Annotated in this window: 28 protein-coding genes; 9 read left to right on the top strand and 19 right to left on the bottom strand. The window is 33.7% G+C overall.

What is annotated here, in order from left to right; genetic code table 11:
* Nucleotides 1-120 precede the first annotated feature (120 nt).
* On the top strand, nt 121-339 hold the full coding sequence (locus tag NG806_RS05920; protein WP_214824634.1) for a SymE family type I addiction module toxin: 219 nt from the start codon (nt 121-123) through the stop codon (nt 337-339).
* 47 nt (nt 340-386) lie between these two features.
* Here the strand turns inward: NG806_RS05920 and NG806_RS05915 are convergent, their stop codons facing one another.
* The 6 genes from NG806_RS05915 to NG806_RS05890 all read right to left on the bottom strand — a co-directional run bounded on the left by NG806_RS05915 (nt 387) and on the right by NG806_RS05890 (nt 4,986).
* Nucleotides 387-1,202 (bottom strand): GLPGLI family protein, encoded by an 816-nt coding sequence (locus NG806_RS05915; protein WP_261512347.1) that lies wholly within the window; start codon nt 1,200-1,202, stop codon nt 387-389.
* Nucleotides 1,203-1,448: 246 nt separating this feature from the next.
* The gene (locus NG806_RS05910) at nt 1,449-2,315 is read right to left on the bottom strand and encodes a DMT family transporter (RefSeq protein WP_261512346.1); all 867 of its coding nucleotides are present in this window, start codon (nt 2,313-2,315) and stop codon (nt 1,449-1,451) included.
* Between the two features lie 204 nt (nt 2,316-2,519).
* Nucleotides 2,520-2,915: a VOC family protein gene (locus NG806_RS05905; protein ID WP_214824639.1), complete on the bottom strand. Its 396-nt coding sequence runs from the start codon at nt 2,913-2,915 to the stop codon at nt 2,520-2,522.
* 215 nt (nt 2,916-3,130) lie between these two features.
* Entirely contained in the window at nt 3,131-3,547 is a 417-nt protein-coding gene (locus NG806_RS05900) for an EamA family transporter (RefSeq protein WP_261513170.1), read from the bottom strand.
* A 23-nt stretch (nt 3,548-3,570) separates the two neighbouring features.
* Nucleotides 3,571-4,149: an HD domain-containing protein gene (locus tag NG806_RS05895; RefSeq protein ID WP_261512345.1), complete on the bottom strand. Its 579-nt coding sequence runs from the start codon at nt 4,147-4,149 to the stop codon at nt 3,571-3,573.
* Between the two features lie 231 nt (nt 4,150-4,380).
* Entirely contained in the window at nt 4,381-4,986 is a 606-nt protein-coding gene (locus NG806_RS05890) for a dual specificity protein phosphatase family protein (RefSeq protein WP_214824643.1), read from the bottom strand.
* 203 nt (nt 4,987-5,189) lie between these two features.
* On the opposite strand from NG806_RS05890, the gene NG806_RS05885 reads away from it, so the two are divergent.
* Entirely contained in the window at nt 5,190-5,660 is a 471-nt protein-coding gene (locus tag NG806_RS05885) for a DoxX family protein (RefSeq protein WP_261512344.1), read from the top strand.
* A gap of 13 nt (nt 5,661-5,673) precedes the next feature.
* Here NG806_RS05885 and NG806_RS05880 read toward each other — a convergent pair whose 3' ends face one another.
* Both NG806_RS05880 and NG806_RS05875 read right to left on the bottom strand, forming a co-directional pair.
* Nucleotides 5,674-6,390: a hypothetical protein gene (locus tag NG806_RS05880; RefSeq protein WP_261512343.1), complete on the bottom strand. Its 717-nt coding sequence runs from the start codon at nt 6,388-6,390 to the stop codon at nt 5,674-5,676.
* 169 nt (nt 6,391-6,559) lie between these two features.
* Nucleotides 6,560-7,051, bottom strand: coding sequence for a cupin domain-containing protein (locus NG806_RS05875; protein WP_214824650.1), 492 nt, complete (start codon nt 7,049-7,051; stop codon nt 6,560-6,562).
* Nucleotides 7,052-7,232: 181 nt separating this feature from the next.
* Here NG806_RS05875 and NG806_RS05870 point away from each other — a divergent pair, with 181 nt between their 5' ends.
* Nucleotides 7,233-8,030 carry a T9SS type A sorting domain-containing protein gene (locus NG806_RS05870; protein ID WP_214824653.1) on the top strand — a complete coding sequence of 266 codons (798 nt, stop codon included), beginning with the start codon at nt 7,233-7,235 and terminating at the stop codon, nt 8,028-8,030.
* Between the two features lie 237 nt (nt 8,031-8,267).
* On the opposite strand, the gene NG806_RS05865 is transcribed toward NG806_RS05870, so the two are convergent.
* Nucleotides 8,268-9,029, bottom strand: a complete 762-nt coding sequence (locus NG806_RS05865; protein ID WP_214824655.1) for a response regulator transcription factor — start codon at nt 9,027-9,029, stop codon at nt 8,268-8,270.
* Nucleotides 9,030-9,172: 143 nt separating this feature from the next.
* Between NG806_RS05865 and NG806_RS05860 the strand changes: the two genes are divergently transcribed.
* The gene (locus NG806_RS05860; protein ID WP_214824656.1) at nt 9,173-9,865 is read left to right on the top strand and encodes a DUF3667 domain-containing protein; all 693 of its coding nucleotides are present in this window, start codon (nt 9,173-9,175) and stop codon (nt 9,863-9,865) included.
* Here NG806_RS05860 and NG806_RS05855 read toward each other — a convergent pair.
* The 5 genes from NG806_RS05855 to NG806_RS05835 all read right to left on the bottom strand — a co-directional run bounded on the left by NG806_RS05855 (nt 9,862) and on the right by NG806_RS05835 (nt 12,569).
* The gene (locus NG806_RS05855; protein WP_261512341.1) at nt 9,862-10,398 is read right to left on the bottom strand and encodes a YkgB family protein; all 537 of its coding nucleotides are present in this window, start codon (nt 10,396-10,398) and stop codon (nt 9,862-9,864) included. The genes NG806_RS05860 and NG806_RS05855 overlap by 4 nt on opposite strands.
* A gap of 130 nt (nt 10,399-10,528) precedes the next feature.
* Nucleotides 10,529-10,807 carry a helix-turn-helix domain-containing protein gene (locus NG806_RS05850; protein WP_261512340.1) on the bottom strand — a complete coding sequence of 93 codons (279 nt, stop codon included), beginning with the start codon at nt 10,805-10,807 and terminating at the stop codon, nt 10,529-10,531.
* The gene (locus NG806_RS05845; protein WP_261512338.1) at nt 10,804-11,379 is read right to left on the bottom strand and encodes a hypothetical protein; all 576 of its coding nucleotides are present in this window, start codon (nt 11,377-11,379) and stop codon (nt 10,804-10,806) included. Before NG806_RS05845 ends, NG806_RS05850 begins: the two co-directional genes overlap by 4 nt.
* Nucleotides 11,380-11,444: 65 nt before the next feature.
* Nucleotides 11,445-11,903 (bottom strand): DoxX family protein, encoded by a 459-nt coding sequence (locus tag NG806_RS05840; RefSeq protein WP_261512337.1) that lies wholly within the window; start codon nt 11,901-11,903, stop codon nt 11,445-11,447.
* A gap of 399 nt (nt 11,904-12,302) precedes the next feature.
* Entirely contained in the window at nt 12,303-12,569 is a 267-nt protein-coding gene (locus NG806_RS05835) for a bacteriocin-like protein (RefSeq protein WP_214824657.1), read from the bottom strand.
* A 308-nt stretch (nt 12,570-12,877) separates the two neighbouring features.
* Between NG806_RS05835 and NG806_RS05830 the strand changes: the two genes are divergently transcribed.
* From NG806_RS05830 to NG806_RS05810, 5 genes are all read left to right on the top strand, one after another.
* Nucleotides 12,878-13,447, top strand: coding sequence for a TetR/AcrR family transcriptional regulator (locus NG806_RS05830; protein WP_261512336.1), 570 nt, complete (start codon nt 12,878-12,880; stop codon nt 13,445-13,447).
* A gap of 5 nt (nt 13,448-13,452) precedes the next feature.
* Nucleotides 13,453-13,977, top strand: coding sequence for an alpha/beta fold hydrolase (locus NG806_RS05825; protein WP_261512335.1), 525 nt, complete (start codon nt 13,453-13,455; stop codon nt 13,975-13,977).
* 16 nt (nt 13,978-13,993) lie between these two features.
* A complete protein-coding gene (locus NG806_RS05820) occupies nt 13,994-14,362 on the top strand; it encodes an alpha/beta fold hydrolase (protein ID WP_261512333.1) in 369 nt (122 codons plus the stop codon).
* A 136-nt stretch (nt 14,363-14,498) separates the two neighbouring features.
* The gene (locus NG806_RS05815) at nt 14,499-15,071 is read left to right on the top strand and encodes a TetR/AcrR family transcriptional regulator (protein ID WP_261512332.1); all 573 of its coding nucleotides are present in this window, start codon (nt 14,499-14,501) and stop codon (nt 15,069-15,071) included.
* Between the two features lie 4 nt (nt 15,072-15,075).
* The gene (locus tag NG806_RS05810; protein ID WP_261512330.1) at nt 15,076-15,807 is read left to right on the top strand and encodes an alpha/beta hydrolase; all 732 of its coding nucleotides are present in this window, start codon (nt 15,076-15,078) and stop codon (nt 15,805-15,807) included.
* Between the two features lie 83 nt (nt 15,808-15,890).
* Here the strand turns inward: NG806_RS05810 and NG806_RS05805 are convergent, their stop codons facing one another.
* From NG806_RS05805 to NG806_RS05785, 5 genes are all read right to left on the bottom strand, one after another.
* Nucleotides 15,891-16,424 (bottom strand): GNAT family N-acetyltransferase, encoded by a 534-nt coding sequence (locus tag NG806_RS05805; RefSeq protein ID WP_261512329.1) that lies wholly within the window; start codon nt 16,422-16,424, stop codon nt 15,891-15,893.
* Nucleotides 16,425-16,489: 65 nt separating this feature from the next.
* Nucleotides 16,490-17,239, bottom strand: a complete 750-nt coding sequence (locus tag NG806_RS05800) for a transporter substrate-binding domain-containing protein (protein ID WP_261512328.1) — start codon at nt 17,237-17,239, stop codon at nt 16,490-16,492.
* A gap of 183 nt (nt 17,240-17,422) precedes the next feature.
* A complete protein-coding gene (locus NG806_RS05795; protein WP_214824667.1) occupies nt 17,423-18,847 on the bottom strand; it encodes an aminotransferase-like domain-containing protein in 1,425 nt (474 codons plus the stop codon).
* A gap of 154 nt (nt 18,848-19,001) precedes the next feature.
* Entirely contained in the window at nt 19,002-19,667 is a 666-nt protein-coding gene (locus NG806_RS05790) for a metal-dependent hydrolase (RefSeq protein WP_261512327.1), read from the bottom strand.
* A gap of 237 nt (nt 19,668-19,904) precedes the next feature.
* Nucleotides 19,905-21,230, bottom strand: a complete 1,326-nt coding sequence (locus NG806_RS05785) for a phosphatidylserine decarboxylase family protein (protein ID WP_261512326.1) — start codon at nt 21,228-21,230, stop codon at nt 19,905-19,907.
* Nucleotides 21,231-21,465: the final 235 nt, after the last annotated feature.

Here is a 21,465-nt window from a genome sequence, read left to right as displayed (position 1 = left end):
AATAAAGTGTTCCTGGTATAATTATCCTTCTGAATTATCCATTACAGTGAATAAGTTATCCTTTATCCAACTTGAATATCTAAGGTCTTAATCTTTCTTTTACAGGATAAAAACACGGATATGAAAAAGCCAGAAGCGAATAATAGTAAAAATAAACAAGTTCGTGACCGTAACCTTACGGTTTCCCATAAGTCATTTGAAAGATCCTACCATCGGCAGGTTTTCTTTCCTGAGATCAGGATAGCAGGGAAGTGGGTTCTGGAATGCGGCTTTGAACCCGGTGACAGGGTAGTCGTGAAGGTTCAGAGAAATCAGATTATTCTCAAAAAGCAACTATAGAAAGTTCATAAGAAAACCTCCTGTTTGCGGAGGTTTTTCAAATCTCATCATTTTTTATTTAATAGCTCAATAGGATTATTATCATGTATATTACTTTCTTGTATTTGAGCATCTAAATCTTTCAAAAATTTTTGCTTTTCTTCGTTGTTACGAAAAATTATTTCACCGGTAAAAGCTTTGTTTCTATATCTTTCCAATGGACTTTCTTTAGATATCTGTTCAAATTGATTTAAAGTAATTTGCTTTGCCTCTTTATAAGTATTATCATTTAAAACCAAATAATTAGACTTTTGTTTTTGTACAGAGATAATTTCAAATGAATGCGTGTTTGTTTTATCATAAATTTTTAAGATCAGTCCCGGTAAGCCGTAAAATTTATATGGGCCATCAGAAATAGGAATACTAGTAGTAAACCAAGCCGTCCATTGTCTTCCTGCAAAAAAAGTTGTTGCCTTTTGAGCGGTATATCCCAGTATGTTTTCTTTTTCATTTGATATTACCCAATTTATTTTCCTGTCATCTTTAATCTTTAAAACAGGGTTAGGCATATGGTTCGGGGTATAGAAATATACTGTACTGTTGTTAATTTTTTCTACTACATATTTGATTTTCATTGAAGTATCAGGGAATAACATAATCCCTTTCTGGGACATTGCTGTCATAGTTGAGTCAGATATGATGTGTTTTAGTCCGGTGAAAATGGATTGTTTACTTTTGCCATTAAAGTCTAAAATCATAATTTCTTCCGAGATAACATCTTTTTTCAAAGTATCTGTAACAAATTTATAATGATAGCTGAATCTCATATCTTGAGAAAAACATAAAGAAGGTAAAAAAAAGCAAAAAAGAAGTATGTTTTTCATATTATATTGAGATAAAAAAAGCCACTTTTCAGATAGGCTTTCATTAATTTAAGGCTTTTGTAACGTAGTGTATTTTAGAATTAAGTTGTAATATAGAGAATAAATCATTCATTTCTGAGAGGATTTTATTATGTTAACCTTAGGTTTAAACCCAGAAAACGTGAAGTAAGAAGATATTCATATTTATCACTTTTTTGTGATTTAAATTAAAACCCTCTTATCATAATAACAAGAGGGTTTTAGATATTATTTTTTTCTAACCGATATTAATGTCTGCAAAATAACAGAAGTAATGATCAGTAGAAGTCCTATATAAAAGGCCATGTTAACCTGTTTGCTTTCATTAAAGAATAAAAAAGCCATGATAATAGCATACACAGGCTCTAAATTGAAGGTTAGATTAACTGTAAATGCTGGAATCTTCTTTAAAACCTCCGCAAATATAACATATAAGCCAACTGTACAGAAAAGCGCGAGAATGATCAGATAGCCAATATCTTTCAAACTCGGAATAACACTTTCTACAGGGAAAAAGTATAAATAAACCGGTAGGATAGCTCCTAAAAAAACCGTTCCGCCAATCATCTGATAGTAATTAATTACTTTGGTATCATAACGATGAACCAAGCGCTTATTGAAAATGGTATATAAAGCGCCAATGGCAGATGAAACAACCCCTAGACCAATTCCCAATTGATAAGATGCATCAAAATGAAAGATCAGACTGATTCCTAAAAGTGTAAAAGTACTGAGTAGCAATTCGGAAACTTTGAATTTCTCCCGATCGATCAATGGTTTAAATATAGCCGTGAAGAAACTTGTCAGGCAATAACAAACCACACCAATTGAAATATTGGAATACTTAATACTGGCATAGAAAAATAACCAGTGTAAAGTAATCAACAGTCCAACTTTGGCTATATTGACTTTTTCCCGATTTGAAATCGTATAACGGATTCTCAGCGATTTTAAAATGAGGAATAAAATAATGGAAGAAAACAGTAACCGGTACCAAACCAGCAGACCTTCATTCAGAGATATGAGTTTTCCGAATATACCTGTAAACCCAGCCAGTATGACGGCCAGATGTAATAATACATATGATTTTTTCATGAGACAATTTGCCTGTCTGTGAAGACAAAGATTTTTAATTAATATTTAATAGAATCTGAAGCATTAGAAAACAACCGATAATATATTATCAGCGTCAATACTTCAGGTATACTTTAGAAATATTAAAATCCTGGAGGAGGCAAACAGCTTGAATGGTTCATATTGAATTATATTAAAACAAATATAGGAAATATCCTTTTATTTCTACATATGAAATACGTTATAGGTATGGCCATCCGGATCAGCAAATACGAATCCATAATAATTATCTCCAAAGCTTTCAGGTTTTGAAACAATAGTACCGCCAGCTTTTTCAACTTCTTTGGCCCAGTCATTTACCTGATCTATAGTTTCTGCAGATAGAGTAAAAACGATCTCATGTACTTTTTGGGTATCACAGAATTCTAAAGGCTTTAGATTGGATTCCAAAATATTCTTCAGGAAAAAATGGATGACAAAATCATTTTCACCGAAAAAAAAACTTACCAGCTGATCAGAGGTGTGTGGACCATTAGGTTTAAATCCTAAGTCAGAATAAAATTTGTGTGTTCGTTCCAGATTGGCTACGGCCAGATTTGACCAGATCATTTTAGGCTTCATAATATTTTATTTTTTGGTTAGGATAAAGGTAGCCCGTTTATTAAAAACTAAGATTGCCATAGGACAAGATTTTAATGGCTGAGAATCGGATGTAGAGAAATTGTAAGGAAAATGTGAGCGATAAAGCTCTCCTTTCGGGTTCATTAAAAATCCTATAATTTATATTATGTTAAATTGTATTTATGTTTACTTTTTAATAATTGATTCTGGCCTGCCTATTTCAATGCAAATAAAATAGTTCCACTAATTATCAACACAGCTCCAATTGTGGTCTTTATTGTCAGCGTTTCTTTGAAGAACAACACGGAAAGAATTATGGCAAGAGCAACGCTTAATTTATCTACAGCTGCCACTTGTGATATTTTTCCGATTTGCAATGCTTTAAAATAAAACATCCAAGACAATCCTGTTGCTATTCCAGACAGAACTAAAAATATAATATTTACTTTTGATAATGAACCAATATTTTTACCCTCACCATTTATAAACACAATACTCCAAACCATGATAAGAATGATCACAGTTCTTATACCAGTTGCAAGATTAGAGTTAATATTGGACACTCCCATTTTTGCAAAAATGGCTGTAAATGCAGCGAATAAAGCTGATAATAAAGCATAATAGAACCACATATATTTATATATTAAATTCAATATTAATTATTTATTAACTGAACATTCACTTCCTTGAACTTTGAAAGTATTTTTTGACCATAATCAGTGTAAAATTGATGAGCCCTCAGAAAATTGAAATTCTTTGCCATCCATTCTTCATCGGTATAAATTAAACCAAGGTATTTTTCAAATTCTTGCCTTATTGCTTTTTCATATTTTGGATAATTGGGTCGCGTTAAATGGTACATATCGGCATCACACATTACTTTTTCAATTAATGAGGAAGGTTGAGCAGGATATTTTGTTGATTCTATACAGCTTAAAACAATGTCAATCATTTTTTTTCCGCACCCGAAATTTTCTAAAAAATTCTTTGCTATTTTTTTACTTTCTTCTTCATGACCGGTATATACATTGGCATATCCACAATCATGAAACCATGCTGCAACCTGTAAAACAATTAATTCTTCCTCAGAAAGGTTACTTTGTATGCCAATTTCGCATGCTGCACCTACAACATCATAGGTATGGCCAATACTGTGAAAAGAAAGATTCTCTGAAAGATTTTCGGAAAGAAATAATATAACATAGCTACTTACCGCTTCTACTAAATTATCCATGATCATTTTTAATTAAAATTTATACCTATAGCCAATCCTACAACTTAAGTTTCGTAATAATATTGTCCTGGTTGATATGCAATAATCGGTAACGATTTAGAAGAAATTTCGAATTTTTAAGGAAGTTCTGGAGGAAAATGATATATTTTATTAAAAACAGAAATAAAACATAAAACAAAAATCACCTTGTTATAGGGCGATTTTTTGAATCATATTCTATTAAAAACTGAATTATTTATAAACCTGCTTATCCTCTGATTTTCTTTTTTTGTAATTCATAAGGTAAATTCCTTTATCAGAGCTTTTTGAGAAATTATTACTAAATTCCCAAACGAAACGTGCATTTGCTCTGGCATCTTCGTTGGTGAAGTTTTCGTATTCAATTCTATAAAGTGAACTAAACAACCGTGAACGTCCTACCCCATGATGGCAATGAATTAAAACCGGATAATTTTTGGGATCATCCATAATTGTTAGAAACTTTTTTACAGTACTATCCTGAGGAATTTGATCTGTAGGCAGATTAAAATAATGAACACCTGAAATTTTGTCTACGGCATTTTCTTCTGCATTCACCTGCTTTTTTGTTTCAGGATTTAGTTCTGTTTGTTCTACACCATCCCGTAAGTCGATAACGGTTTTTATGTGATGATCCTTTAGAACACCAGGTAATTTATTTGGAGGTATAACCCCTGAGTTATAGACTTTATTTTCTGAAATCGTTACTAAATTATACCGTACTTTTTTCTGATAAAGAGAACAAATTAAAAATAAGAATCCTATTATTACTAATGGAATTATTATTCTTTTTATTGTGGTTTTAAAATTTAAATTCATTAGGATTAAATTTTGAATATTGTAAAGCTATAATTTATTTTAAAAATACTCATTTTCTCATCATAAAAAGGTGGAACATTTAGAAAAGCAAAAAAAGGGCACCACTACCCTTTTTTTGCATTATCAAAAAACTCTCCATTGATAATGTTCTGGAAAGAAAAATAAAGATCGATTTTAATGTAAATTAGCATAAACTACTACAAATGGAAATATTATTTGATATACTTCAAACGGAGAATGATTATGTATATCTTATTCTTAGACTTGCTGCCGGGATTATTATTTTTCCTTATGGAATGCAAAAGCTATTGGGTTGGTTTGACGATATGGGCGGCGGTGTAGGAATTAAAGAGACTTTTTTAAAGATGAGAGCTAAAAAAATTCCGGGCTTTATTACCTGGATGGTTATTATAGGGCAATCTTTGGGAAGTATTGCTTTGATACTAGGCTGTCTTGGGAGAGTTGCTGCTTTAGGCAATTTTGTTATTTTTTTAGGAGCCTTGTTTGTACATCTGCCTGAGGGATGGACCTTGAACTGGCTCAAAAACAAAAAGGGCGAGGGTATAGAATATTTCGTATTACTGCTGGCAATTTTACTGATTATTATCCTTAAAGGAAGTGGTACATTATCTGTGGATTATTGGTTGATCTCTTCTAAGATTATATTAAGATAAAATTGTACTCCAATTATTGTAACTCATCAAATTCCAGATATATTATTTCAGGATTATTAAAGCTGATATTTTTATACTCTTTAGTACCACTGCATTTCTCTTTTAAAGATTGAGTTTTTTTTGCTTTACTGGAAACAATTGCTATTTCACCATTTTGTAATGTAGCCGCAACGTTCTTATTTTTTATATCAATTTTTGAAAGTTCATCAAAATCCGGACGATTTAAAATCTGATGGGCTAGAAATTGTTCTTTTTGATCTCCAAATAAAATATAATCACATGGGTTTCCTTCGCTTTTATCTTTGTTTAGCTTATGAAAATACAATACTTTGGTTATTTCTACTTGCGCATCCTTTATGATAAGTTCTCCGCCGCGCTCAAAATGACCTCTGTAAATGTTAGCTTTAAAAGTGGTGATATCATTGAGGATGCCTGGAAGCACAAATTTTTCAGGTTCCAGTGTATACATATTATTTTCCGGATGTACTACTCTATCTTTTTGATAGTTTAAGGTAGATGTCTCATCTAATTTTATTTTTAGAATAACCTGATAATCATGAGGTGAATGAAAAAGAGGAAGATGGGAAGCATATTGAGTATCGCTCCCGAGTAAAACCATACCATGAATTCCGGGATGATCTTTTGTATCATGTGTTTGAGAAAAAGTAAGTATTGAACAAGTGAATATTATGGCTAAAATAACACGGGATACAATGGAAGAACGCTTCATTTTATTATTGATAATTAATCTTGCAAAGTTACGTTGGAAACTACTATCAATATCTCTTGAAATAATATTTTTTACTTAAAAATAATTCATTGGAAATTTCTTTTTGGTTTTTTTATTTAAGAATCATCATCCTTCTCTTTTGTTTTCGAATTATTTAAAAGAAATAGAGCTATCCCAGAAAATCAAAAGGATATGTTTTCTGACCATATTTTTGATCTATCTCTTTTAAGAATTCTTTTCGCTCTTCAGTTAATTCCGGAACGGGTAAAATCTGACCTGGTAATACGGAAATACCTATCTCTCCAAATAAATTCTCCAATCCTGCCGGGACAACAGTACAGAGTAACCGGGCATATTTTTCAGAAGTATTTTTAAAACAATGTATAGAACCACCAAAAGGAATATTAACAAAACCGTCTTTACTTACAATTTGCTTTCCTGCTTCAGTTTTAAACTCTACTTCCCCTTCCAGGACATGAAACATTTCTTGGGTATTTGGATGTGAATGTGGCGGCGGACCTCCTCCCGGAGGCACAACCATTTCTATAACAGCGTAATTGCCACCAGTTTGTTCGCCAGAGATTATAATTCTATAATTGCCACCCGCAACAGCTAATAGTTTCCCTTCATTTTTGTTGATAATACTGATATTTGAATCCATATCACTTTCTTTTATTGAACTCTTAAATTACGTTTACCAAACAAATATAAACAGATATTAGATAATCTCTCACATTTACTAGTTGCCCTTTTGTTAAGTGGTTAGTAACCTTCAATTTTACAATAAAGATCAACAAAAACAGATCTATTATTAAGAACTAACAATTTAAAAATTAAGTAAAATGAAAAAATTTATCCTCTTACTGTCTTTTGTATTGGTGTGCCAAAACCAATTAACTGCCCAAAAAATAATTACTGATCCAGGTACTACTGCTCCTGCGCCAACCTATAACATTACGGTTACCAGACAAGATGATTTTGCTCCAACTACGCCGGGTTATGCACCCACTACTATTAACCTTGAGATAAAAAAAGGGTCTAATTCTCAAATTAAAGCATTTGGCCCAGGCGCTCTTCCTGGAATTTACACTTTTCCTATTTCTATTTCTCTTCCTGGTTTCCCCCCTCCAGTAACTTATGTTAAAGTAACTTCTAATGATCCGGTGTATCCATCATTATTTAGTGCTTATTATCCACTTTCAACTGCTGTAGGAAGTCATACAACAATTTCAGATCCCAATATGATCGTATACGACCCATACCCGGGTCAATATGGATATGGAGTTGATCTTTATTGTACAGCTCCGAATCAATATACAATGAGGGTTACTAAATTCTTATGTTATATATGTGTTCGTCCTCCTGTTTCAAAAACTGCAAATCCTCAAAACAATGTATCTCTGGTACCCAACCCAAGTATGGGATTCTCTGAGCTTTACTATACCGCTGCTGATAAAGAAACCATTTCAATTAATGTAGCTGATATGAATGGTAAAATAATAAGAGCATATACTACCGATATAGAAGCTGGATTAAACAAACTGCCGATCGATATCCAAAATCAATTGGGAGGAACTTATATTGTTCAATGGAAATCAAACGCCGGAACAAGTGGAACTTTAAAACTGATGAAAAAATAATAATCATAACTGATATCCTATTCCATATTCCAAACTCCTGCAATTTTTGTGGGAGTTTTTTGATACCATTATTCAGTTTCCTTATCCTATTAGATGATTGATCATGACTAAGACTATTAAAAATAAGATCAAATGAAAATCTGTGCCTTCAGAATAGATGGTACTCAGTACAAAACAGGATTTCTAAGATCATAAAACGAAGAAACCAAAGTAGAGCTTTCCTGCTTTGTTTTTCATTTAAATAATCTTATGATTGGTAGCAAAAGCAAGTGCTTCTGTAAAGTTTTTAACTCCAAAAGTGTCAAAAATTTTTCTCCTGTAATATTTGACGGTATCCGGTGAAACAAATATTCTTTCTGCAATCTGATTGATCGTTAATCCCTGAGCATATAACCGAAGTATCTTCAGTTCTTTTTCTTTGAGTGTTGGTTTGTTTTCTGTGATCCAAATTTTTTTGGATAGATCCAATTTCCATAACTGATCTGAACCCTGCTTATTTATAGTTACATTCCCAGCCTTTTGATTATGCGAAATAGATACTATACACAATGATTTCCATAAAGAACCATTTCCGCTGAGGAAAAGAGGGGTTAATTTGTGGTTGATAAGAACAGGCTTATCATACTTACCTTTTAAATGAAAATCATAAGAAATGCTGTATAATTTTCTGTCAGCATCTTTAGGCAGCTTATCATAAAAATCAAATCCAAGTGTATTGATCATGCTCAGTAGCTCAAGATCTTCTTTAGGTACATTGTTGAAATAAAATTCATAACCCATCTCAAATACTTCTTCCGAAGAATAGCCGCATAAAAACAAAGGATTGTTTGAAACATATTCAAACTTCATTTCCTTATAATCGATTACATAAACACTTTGATAAGTAATTTTCGCAAAAGACTTTACGACCTCCAGATAATCGCCAAACTGAAGTTTATCTTCGTCAGATATTGTTTTTATCCTATTTCGATTAAGCAATGAATTTTTTTCATTTTCCATTGGATAAAAATAATAAAAACTAAACAAAGGTGTAAAGTTGGTTTAAAATGATTTATCGTTTTTTGCGGTAGGATTTAGTTCCGGCCATATGATAAAAAATCATTTACAAAAGATAGTACCGTTTAATAAACACCATTCGAATTATGAGTGAAGAATTCTGTTCAAACTGCAAACAAACTGTAAAACCAAAAAGAATTGATGGTCGGTATATCTTGCATGAAATCGAACATGTTTTACATTTTGAAAGAGGTATTTTATATACCATACGGGAATTATTAGTAAGACCCGGACAAAATATAAAGAATTTTATTAATGAAAATAGAAGCAGACTTGTAAAACCTGTGATATTCATTATTGTAGCATCGCTGATTTATACTTTGATCAGTCATTTTTTCCATATTGAAGAAGCGTATATTAAGTATGATGATGCAACAAAAGGAACAGAAGTCAATGTGATTAACGATTGGATTCAAAGCCATTATGGATATGCAAATATTATAATGGGAGTCTTTATTGCTTTTTGGTTGAAAGTATTTTTCAGAAAATATGATTATAATTTTTTTGAAATATTAATCCTATTATGTTTTATACTTGGAATGGAAATGTTGATATTTTCTGTTTCTGCACTTTTTGAAGGATTAACTAATTTTCCATTAATGAAGGCTGCCGCAGCTATTGTCTTTATCTATTTTTCGTGGGCCGTTGGTCAATTTTTCGATAAAACAAAGGCTATGAGTTATGTAAAGGCCCTTGTTTCTTATATATTGGGAATGACCACATTTGGTATTGTAGTCATTATTTTAGGAATTTTAATGAACCTGACTTTAAAGCACTAAAATTTGGAAGGAACTTTTTTACGATAACTACTTATAAGAAATAGACTTACCCCCAAAGCAACAATGTCTTTAAATAAGAATAGTCCAAGAAAAGACATATATCCTATTCCTTTTACAAGAGTAATGGTATCAGGTGTTGTAATCAACATAGAACCTGTTGTTATAAACATAATTATAGTGATAGATGCCCCGACAATTCCCACTTTTGGACGGAAATACCCAATGATCATTAAAATCGCTGCTGCAATTTCTGTAATTCCAATGATATCTGAACCTAAATAAGGGCCAAACAGCTTGAAATGCCAGCTGATTAAAGGGCTGTTGCTTACTAAAGGAATGATACCTTCTGCTCCCGGACCAGTCATTTTGTAAGAGCCTGCCCATAAAAGCATTATAATCATCGATGCGCTCCCCATTATAAATGGAACATTAAAATCATCAACCCAATTGGTTATTTTCAGTACCTTGGAATTGACTGTAGTATTAGACTGAACTGGCATTGATTTGTTTTCTGATTCTCGGAAATTTTTCATTTTAAAGATGTTTATAAGTTTTTACATTAAATTACTGATGCAAATTTCCGACTTGAGAAGGCTTTAAAGAATAGAATAATTTCCCGAAAAGATGAGGAAAAGGACTATGATAAGATATGAACAGCATTTATTACGGTTCAGTTTGTTTAAATTCATTTTTGTTTTTTCTGAATAAAGTAGGTGCAACCAGTGCTGTTTTTTTGAAAAAATTACTGAAATAAGCGACATCTTCGAAACCCAATTCATAAGCAATTTCTTTAGATGATTTATTGGTGTAAATCAATAGGCGCTTAGCTTCCAAAAAAATCCTCTCCTGAATAACCATCAATGGAGATTTATGATTGTAAAGTGCAAAATAATTGGCTAAAGTTTTTGGTGATCGGTTAAGTTGTTCGGCGTAAAATTTCACTTTATGTGATGCTCAACCAAAAGATTGTATTGTCTCAGAATGTCGAGCTTTGAATCTGTTAACGCTTTATCAATAAATTGTTTCTTGGCAATACGCGTCACGATGATAATTAGTCTTTTTAAAAGCATACGCAGCATATCTTCTTGTATGTCATCAATTTCACTAAACTCTTCTTCAAATATATGAATGAGTAAAATTATTTTCCTTTTTTCTTCCTCATTTAATTTTATAAACATCATCGGACCTGATCCGTAGAATAAAAAGCCGACGCAACTGACTTCCTGATCATGGTTTTCTATGCAATAAAAATCCCGATTGAACTGCCAGGCTATGATGTTTTCAGGATGCATAAAATGAAAGGATTGATTGGTCATTAAGCATAAGATACTATCTTCAGGAAAATCATATTGAATATCATCGATCCATATCTTTTGGGAAGCTCCTTTGTTCCAGCTGATCGTCAGTGATTTATCTGCGAGATCTTTCCCGTAGAATGCTCTGTTGAATTCAGGTTCTTGAATAAGAAGTTTGCATTCTGCTAAGGTTTTTTGATTTTTATATGCAAGATTCATGGTGCTATCTGATTACTTAGTTTTTATGGGTTGGCTGTTTTTATTTAATTCCTGAAGGAAAAGCTTTAGATCTCATCGTTTTTTTTGTTTAGGACCCAATGATCAATTGAATATTTGCCTGCGCCCGTCAAAATAAAACTTAGCAGTACAGCAATATAAATGATATTAATTTCATATCCCGGAGGACCAAACTTAGGCCCACTTTCAGACAATCCAATAGTGTTTACTGTACTAAAGCCAAATTTGATATGGATGGAAAATAATGCGACCAGCATCGTTAGCATAAGTGGGATGGATGTAAAGCGGATATAGAATCCTGTTATGATAGCCATTCCTCCCAAAAGCTCTATATAAGGAACTGCTTCAGCATTTAAATGGGCAAAAGGAACTCCAATCCATGTCAGTAGCTTTTCAAAACCTGGCCCTCCTCTACTGATTTTAGCCCATCCATGTATTATGAAGCCTATTCCTATAGCTATCCGCAAAAATAGAGGGGCTAATTCATGACATTTTAATTGTTTCATTGTTCATTTTTTTAGTCGGTTAGAAATAATAAGAGGCTAAGATAAAGGCTGTGTCTTAAAGCACTGATGACTGATTTTCCCGATCACTTGACTATAATTCCTTTTTCACAGGTTCTTTTTTGAGAGGTGTTTTTTTAGTGACAAATTAATTGGGAGCCCATAAAAAAACCGCTCTGAAAAGAGCGGAATAACTAACTAATAAATACTTGATTATATTAACAAGTAGATTCAAATAAAAGTAATTTGAGCTACTCCATTAACTGCAGATTGTATGTTGCACAATGATTGCTTACAAGAGCCCCCAATATCATGTACTATAGGGGTTCTATTTTTTTATTGCTGATTTTCTACAAAAAAAACCGCTCTAAAAAGAGCGGTATACTTTTAATACTTGTTTTTTTAGCAAGTAGTAGCTCCACAATTAAGTAATCTGATGTGGATTACATTATTGATTTCACACTGTACTTGGCATAATCCATTTCCTAAGTTACCTACTACGTTACCAACGATACCTCCAACACCGCTAGCAACACCGCCAACGATACCTCCAACAGTTCCAGCAACAGCTCCAACAACTCCTCCAATTAGACCTCCGATTGGATCAAGTAATCCTTCTCCTGAAATAGATTTCAACTCGTCTCTGTTTAATTTTTTAAAATTTTTCATGATATAAAATTTTTATGTGGTTAATACATCACTAAGATATGAAAAATTACAATACCCTTCTATTTTTTTGGAAAAAATAATTAAATATTCTTATAACTTAATATTTCATTAATATAAGTGGTATTTGATGAGGATATCGCTTTTGTGATTTTTCCTTTATAAAATGCCTTTAGACAAATATCCAGGCTCATTTTTGTGAAATGTGGTGTTCCTTATTCTCCCTTAAAGAAAGTTTTTTCAATTTTAAGAATTTGTAAAAAAAACTAATAAATGTCACATAAGTGTGTCATTTGTCATATATTTGTGTTATGAAAAGTACAGAAGACAAAATTATAGAAGCAGCAGTACATGTATTAAATGGTAATGATGCTGCTACAATTGATGATATCGCTAATCATATTGGAATAAACCGACGAACAATTCACAGGTATTTTAAAGATAAAAATCTTCTTATCGAACAGTGTAAGCAAAAAATGATGACAACATGTAATGCAACAATGATAGCTGCTTACCAGAGCAGTAATGAACCGATTGTTCAAATGGAAAATATGTTCTATGCGGCTCTTAGTATTGGTAATGAATACTCATTTGTAAAAAAACGTTTTGAACGCAGTGGCTATTCTGAAGTAGTAAGTAATGAAGAAGGGTTATACGACGATGTTAAAGCAAAATGGTTTAGAATTGTAGAAAAGCTTCAGGAAGACAGGATGGTTGATAATAGATTTACAGTTGCCTGGATCTACAATCTTTTTGGAGGTATCATTGATATTGCCATCGCTGCATTGCGTAATGAAGAGGTAGCGGGTAATGATCTGAAAAAGTTTGCCTGGTCTTCTTTTAAAGGCAGTATAGGATTGAAACAATCAATAAATAATTAAGCAATATGGACTCAAAATTGGCAAATCAACATTTGGAAAATTATCAGGATAACGAACTTGTAAAATTGATAATCGGATTTACCAGCCATATCGAACACTTGGAGGATGGTATTAAATTACATTATGTTACTGGTGGAAAAGGTTCACCTCTTGTACTCATTGCAGGTTGGCCGCAGACCTGGTGGAGCTTCCATAAAATAATGCCGGCATTGGCAGAGAAACACCATGTGATTGTTGTAGATATCAGAGGAATGGGAAGTTCCGATAAGCCTGAAGATGGATATACAAAGAAAAATATGGCTGCTGATATATTGGCATTGACTAAAAAGATTGGATATGAAAAGATAAGTATTGCCGGGCATGATATTGGGGCGGGTGTTGCCATTAGTTTTGCTGGGCATTTTCCAGAAAATACCGAGAAACTCATCGTTTTAGACACCCCGCATCCTGACGAAAATATGTATAAACTTCCAATGTTACCTGTAGGCGCCCCTGTATATCCCTGGTGGGGTGGCTTTCAATCAGGTTAAAGATCTACCAGAAAAATTGACAGAGGGACGATTCCATATGATCCAGGATTGGATCTTCGATCATCTTTTACAAGATCAATCAGCGATTAATGATTTTGACCGTAAAGTGTATGCAAACGCTTATGCTGACAAAGATTCTATAAGGGCCTCAAATGCTTGGTACCAAACATTTACTCAAGACATTCAGGATATAAAAACAATGGCAACTATTCGTGTGCCTACAATGGGTATTGCAAGCAATGAAAGTTATGAAATGCTTAAATTTTCTTTATCACAGTATGCCATAAATTTAGAAATGAAGGAAATTAAGGGAACTGGTCATTTTTTAATGGAAGAACAGCCTGAAGAGGTCACACAATTAATCTTAAGCTTTATGGGTAAATAACCTTTTATTTATTATTCTATCGGACAAAAAGTTCAACTTTTTACAAGTTATTAAATTTATTATTTGATAATCAGTATTTTAAATAAAAATTAGACAGATCTGTCTAATTTTTAAATTAAAATATTACCTTTGTTTCATGGATACAAAGAATCGCATTATGGAAACAGCTGATAAGCTCTTCTATTTTCAGGGTTATCAGTCGACGGGGATTAATCAGATCATTGCAGAGGCGAATGTCGCTAAAGGAAGTTTATACAATCATTTCCCTTCAAAAAGAGAGCTCGGTCATGCTTATGTAAAACAATCCAGCGAAGAATGGTTCAAAGGGATTGAAGAAGAACTAGAGGCTTATTCTGATCCTACTCAAAAGCTTCTTGCTATTTTTTCATTTTCAGAAAAGTATGCCCAGATCAATCATTTTAACGGGTGCCGTTTAATTAATATTTTAACGGAAGTTACTGATCAGGATGATCAAATTACAACAATGGCAGTGGCTCATAAACAAAAATTCCGGGAATTTTTATATCAACTCACAACGAAGATATTTACCAATTCAGCTCAGGCACTTGAAATATCCGACACCATTTACCTACTCTATGAGGCTGCAACTGTTGAAAGCAAAATCTTTAAGAACAAATGGCCCATTGAACTGGCTCGAAAAAATGCGACACAGATCTTAGCACAAAATCAAATACCAAATAATAAATAGCTAAATGGATATTAAAAAACAAACCGAACTTATTTTTGAACCCATTCTTTTGCCTCAGGATTACAAATTTGAATTGCCTGAAAATGTTGAAGAGATTTTTATTAATGTTGCCTCAGAAGTTAACTTAAATGGTCTTTATCATAAGACGACAAAAAGTCCGTTACTCTTGCTCTATTTTCAGGGAAATGCGAAAAACATGCAGAATTTTCTTGATAACCATTCTATGATATTAGATTGGGGATACAATGTTTTGGTTACTGACTATCGTGGTTTTGGAAAATCAACAGGAATGATTGACGGGGAACAAAATATGTATAATGATGCCGAACAGATCTATGATTATGCACTACAATTAGGATATCGTCCCGAAGATATAATCCTTTACGGCTATTCTATGGGAACCTCAATGGCCGCCTATCTGGCAACTAAAAAAGATGCTAAGGCTCTCATTCTTGAAAGTCCCTACTCTTCTATTGCGGAAATTGATATTTTTGGAAATCAGGCACCTGCCTATCAACTCAATACTGCAGCTAGAGCTGATGAAATTACTATTCCTACTTTACTGATTCATGGTGAGCAGGATGATGTTTTACCTCCTGACCATTCAGAGCGGATATTTGCTAATCTTCAAACTCAGGAAAAAGAAATGACTGTAATTTCTAAAGGAGGACATGGTGATCTAAAAAGCAGAAGTGAGTATAAGGAAAGCTTCAATAGGTTTATTTCTAATTTATAAGGAGAAAATAGATATTCTATTTCAATATGAAAATCTCTCATATTATTTCCTTGGAATATGAGAGATTTTTATTAGAAAGAAGTTTATGTATTAATGCTCTTGTCTTTTAAGTCAATTTCAAATAGACAGCAATTGGGTTCCCTTTGATAATGTAACGGAAGATTTGCAGTGTCTGTCAGTCTTTCTATTCCTAAGAAATTAAACCCCGCTGAGGTATAGTGTTGAATAAGCTTGGTATTGTTTCCTAAGGTATCAAGACGTATAAATTGTTTTCCTGATTGTTTTGCGTATTCTTTTGACCACTCTACAATATCATCAATATATCGGTGTCCCCGAAATGATGGATGAGTAGAAATGCGATGAACATAAATTGAATCATTTTTATCCCTTTCACCCCAAATTTCCGGATCCTCAAACGCGATAACCCAGATGCACGCGATGTTGTTGTGATCATCAACTATTTTCCATTGTCGTTTCTCGTCTATTTCTTTTTCAATAAAAGTTTTTTCGAAAAAAGGCCATATGACCATTTGTCTTTGGGCCTGTAAATTCCGTGCAGCTTCATAAAGCGACATTATCTCATTGACATCACTCATTACGCAGTTTTTAATTTCCATAGTATTGTATTTTATACGTCACAAATATCAGGCTCATTTGAAGGCTGAAAAATCTGAATCTTGCTTTATTTATCACCTACCACACTGTCGATCTCGGTTTGTGTGATTCCGTATTTTGCTACCCGCAAACGATGGTCAGTTGATCCTATATATTTGCGGAGCTGCGAGTTTACAGCTTGTAAAAGGTCTTGATTATTTTTACTGAAAGAGAAAGCACCAACTGATGCGCCGCTATCTTTAGTTATCTGATGTGGGGCTGCTTCCAGCTCTCGATGTGCATCGGCAATAGCACGATTACCAATTGCTGTAGCCGCAAATGCGTCGATCTTCCCTGCTAATAAAGCTGCGATTGCATCTGGCTGACTGTTAAACATGACAATCTGCTTATCAGGTATACCAGCAAATTTTGCAGCATCATATTGTAGTTGTCCTGGAATTACTCCTAGCAGAGCATCATTGTTCCTTACCACAGCTTCATAGCTGGTTAGTGTTTTTGGATTGCCATTTTGTACAACGAATCCATCGCCAAGCGACCAAACCGGAAGGCTGAAAGCTACTTTCTCAGCACGTTCTGCTGTAGCGAAAATGGGTACGTTCATATCCCATCGACCTGTCTTTACACCAGGTAAAAGTTCTTCGAACGTAGTAAGATGATATTCGATGGAAGAAACACCTATCGCTCGAAGTACAACTTCGGCCAACTCGATGTCTGCACCTTTTACAAGATGCTCTTCAGTCCAATAGAAAGGAGGTTCTTCAATATAGGCGACTCTGATTTTATTCCATCTATCAGGCGTTGAAATTTTTGTTTCCATTTTACTTGCTGTTATATGATTCATACCTATCTACCCTATTTATAAAGATGATTTTGTAATGATTATCAATGCTAATAGTGTAGTATTAATTTGTAATACAAAGCTATAACTATAAATAAACTTATAACAGATACAGATATTGGAAATTTAAGTGTAACAGATTTATAAATAAAACCAAACTAGCTAGACCTCAGGGATAGCAGAAAATAGATTCCCTAACTTAATCAGGGCTTTTTCTACTTTATTCTCCCATAAACTGCAATAGCTGACACGAATATAGTTTCGATATTCTCCTTTTGATGAAAATACCTCTCCGGGAACATAAGATACATCGTTATTAAATGCCGTATCTAAAAAATAGGTCGTATTGATATGATCAGGGAGCTCGATCCAAATCATAACGCCGCCGTTAGGTCTGGTTATTTTGGTGTTTTCAGGAAAAGATTGTTGAATAAGATCAATGGTTCGGTTTAGATTTTTATGCAACTCAAGTCTGAATTTTTGAAGATGACGTTCAAAAAGCCCGGACTGTAATAATTGTAAAATTACTCTTTGATCGAAACTGGAAGTTGAATGGTTATTGATGTATTTAATTCTGGCTACCTGATCGGTAAATCTTCCAGCAGCACACCATCCAACCCGAAAGCCTGGAATTAATGTTTTTGTAAATGAATTACAATACAATACCCATCCATGGGTATCATAGGTCTTGATGGTATCTGGCCTGCTTCCTTTAAAAAATAGTTCACCATAAATATCATCTTCTATTATTGGTATTTGGGAAGAATTAGCCCATTCAGCAAGTTCTTTTTTTGTTTCAGTATTGATGCTGGCTCCATCAGGATTGTTAAAGTTACTGACAAAAATACATGCCTTAACCTGCATTTTTCCGCAGATTTCTTTCACATTTTCAATAGATATCCCCTCTTCAGGATGTGAAGGTACTGTAGATACTTTGAGGTTTAAACATTCCAATACCTGCATAATACCATGAAAACAAGGATCCTGGACTAAAACAGTATCTCCCGGTTGTGTTATTGCTTTAAGACAGCAAAAAATAGCTTCCGTCGCCCCATTAGTGACAATTAACTCATCAGTATGAATTACTCCTTTCCAGATCAAAGATCTTTTGGCTATTTCATCCCGTAACTTCTGATTGCCTTTTCTACCTTCTAATGTCAGGTAGCTTCCACTGATATCTCTTGAAGTTTGCTGTATTGCTCTTTTGATACTATTGAAAGGTAATAATCTATTATCTGGAAGGGCTTTAGCAAAAGATACAAAATTTTTACTGTCATTTTTAAAAGGCAGTTTTTGTAAGAGTTGATCGATCTTAACAGTGTTTTGTTCCAATGAAACAGGCAATACGTTAGGAAGGGGTAACTTTTTATGCATGTTGTCATTGACAAAATATCCCGATTTTTCTCTGGAAGTTATTAATCCTTTATCCATTAGATAATTGAATGATTGTAATATTGTACCAATACTTAAGCCTTTCTTTTGATGTAAACTCCTTAATGAAGGCAATTTATCTCCTGGCTTATAGGTTTTATCTTCTATCATTTGCGCAATTTTATTGGCAAAACTAATGTAAACAGGTTCTTTCATGCACTATCTGTTATAGGATAATTTATAAAAATAAAATCTGTTAAAGGTATAGAATCTTTACAATATAAATCGGATTAAAGAATTAATACTATTTGAGCCATTTTAAAATAAGCAATCTTCATTAATTATAAAGACTTGTATAGCTCTTCATAAATTAAATATTGTTTTTAATCTCCCGGTTTTTATCTACCCAATAGGCTAACGAGATAATAAGTACTGATGCAATAATTGAAGATATAAATAATGTCATTATTGAATCAGGGGGTGTCGGGCCAAAAGTATTGGCTAGGTTGATCATTAAAAGTAAAGCAATCAATATCCATAATCCCCACTTTCCAATTTTATTTTTGGCTTTAGTAATTGCAGCATAAACAGATGTACCAATTAAGAATATTGCAGTCTCAGTAAATAGCGTAATCATGACATGATTCCAAAGACCAAAACCCACTTTATAATCATTAAAAGGTGTCAATGGCAAATCCGCAACATGAACAATTAAGTCAAGAAACCAGTGACTTAGCACACAGATACCCACGACGATTGCACCTTGTCTGTCTCTTTTAACAAGCCAGTAAATAAATCCTACGATGACACCCCATACTATATTCATGAGTAAACTATGTGTATAAGGGTATAATAAAAATTCAAAAGCATTTGTCTTCGTATAGCCAGGTATAATAGCTACCTTTTCAATGTTGAAAATGAGGAGAAAGGGCCAAAGGATATCTACAAATTGAGTAGCAATAAAGAGAATTCCTAGTGAAACTTGTGGTGCAGCCTTTTTAGCTGCAAATGAAAGTCCAAAGTGTCCTATAAACATGATGTATTTTATTAACAAAAGTAGTTTGGAATGAGGAGTTTTCCTCTTGACAAAAATCAAAAAAAACATTTTTCTTAATTCTACTAAAATTGAGTTTTTTACGCCACTTTAAACAACCGTTTATTAAAACATTACGGTAAAATTTGGAAAGATTATTTAGGAAAGTTACGATACGAAAAATAAAAAGAGTTACATTGAAATCACATAACTCTTTCTTTAGTTTTATTTTAAAATAAATTAACCTTTTACTACCCCAATCCTTGATTTTACTGGAATATTATAGGTATTTAAACTTGGGGTCTGTCCATGGAAATCAAAATCGATATTCACTCCTGGTCTGAAAATTAAACAATGGGTAGATCCACCAAAATGGAAGGTCCCTGTTGGATCTCCTTTTTTGATATGATCTCCTACTTTTACGGTGATCTCACAACTGGAAACTTCTGCCATACCGATAGCTACAAAGCACATCAATCCAATTTTTGGATTGTCTGACTGTATAAAGATCAATGCACGCGCCGCCAATTCGGCAATATAGCCTTGAGAATCATTAGGACCTGCAGGATCGTAACCTTCTACAGGAGCTTCAGCATAATACGTACCCGGCACATTCTGAATGGCAATTACTCTTCCATCAACGGGACTGTTCCATCTGTGGTATGTTTTGGCACAAAGGAATGCCTGATATACGGTACTGTTGTCTCCAAATTGTTGTGATAGCGGATGATTGTTCATAATATCCACTAGTGAATAGGGCTGTCCTTTCATCCAGAACTTATCTCTCATCATCGCGTTGGTTACACAATTATAGGGAGCCGATTCACAGGCACTTACAATAACGGAAGGATCTTTGTCCGCATTGCTTACTTCCCTTACACCGGGATTAAACTCACGGGTGAAGAAATCATCCCAGCTTTTATAACCAAAATAAGGCTGAGTGGGCTGACATTGATAGTTATATATAAAATTGGATAATGCATCCTGTGGATCATTGCCCTGCCCTCTCAACGGATCCATAGCGGCAATTGCTTCCAGAGCCTCCGGTGAAAACCAGCCAACCGGATTGGTGTAATCTGGTTGTGGCTGATGTATCGGACCGTTGGCAAGAACATATTTTGAAGCTTCAGATTGAAGAAATAATTTCCATTCGTTCAGGATCACATTTAGTTTTTCGTTAACCACCGTATTGGTGAATGCTAAATATCCGCCACTGGTTCCCATTGCCCAATCTAAAATAGCATTGATGGGAAAGCCAACCAGTCCTATTGTATTCTCTATCGTGCTGTAGCATGGTGCTTCCTGTAGAATCTGATTCATGACGAGAAGCATGGTGTCAAAGTTTTTTACAGGTTCGTTGTAACCCTGCGGAATTTCATCATACATACTGGTGAAGCTCATATACAAAATTGGATCATTGTATATGGTATCTCTAAGATCAGCAATAGCCGGATTTATGGCAAGTTTAGAATGTTTGGCCTGATTGACCTTCTTTTCTATCCAGCTATTTAGAAAATTCCTGTCGGAAGGAAGCCATTTTCCAACCCTGTACTTTACATGATTCATAATATTCAGTTTTTTCGCTCCCTACTCATTTGGCTTTTCGGAATTGCGCCCCGTTTTGTAATGGTTTCTGGTCTCCATGGTTATTAAGATTTAGTATCCTAAATTTACGACGGGAAATAAAGAGAAACAAGAGTATTTCTACTTAAAGGGAAATACGTATAACTACTGACTGTATTTTGTAAGAAAGCTTAATGTGGGAATGAGCTGGAACATGGCCTGTAATAGAAGGGTTTAG

Source organism: Chryseobacterium paludis (assembly GCF_025403485.1).
Classification (GTDB): Bacteria; Bacteroidota; Bacteroidia; order Flavobacteriales; family Weeksellaceae; genus Chryseobacterium; species Chryseobacterium paludis.
This window is presented reverse-complemented; position numbering and strand designations above follow the sequence as displayed.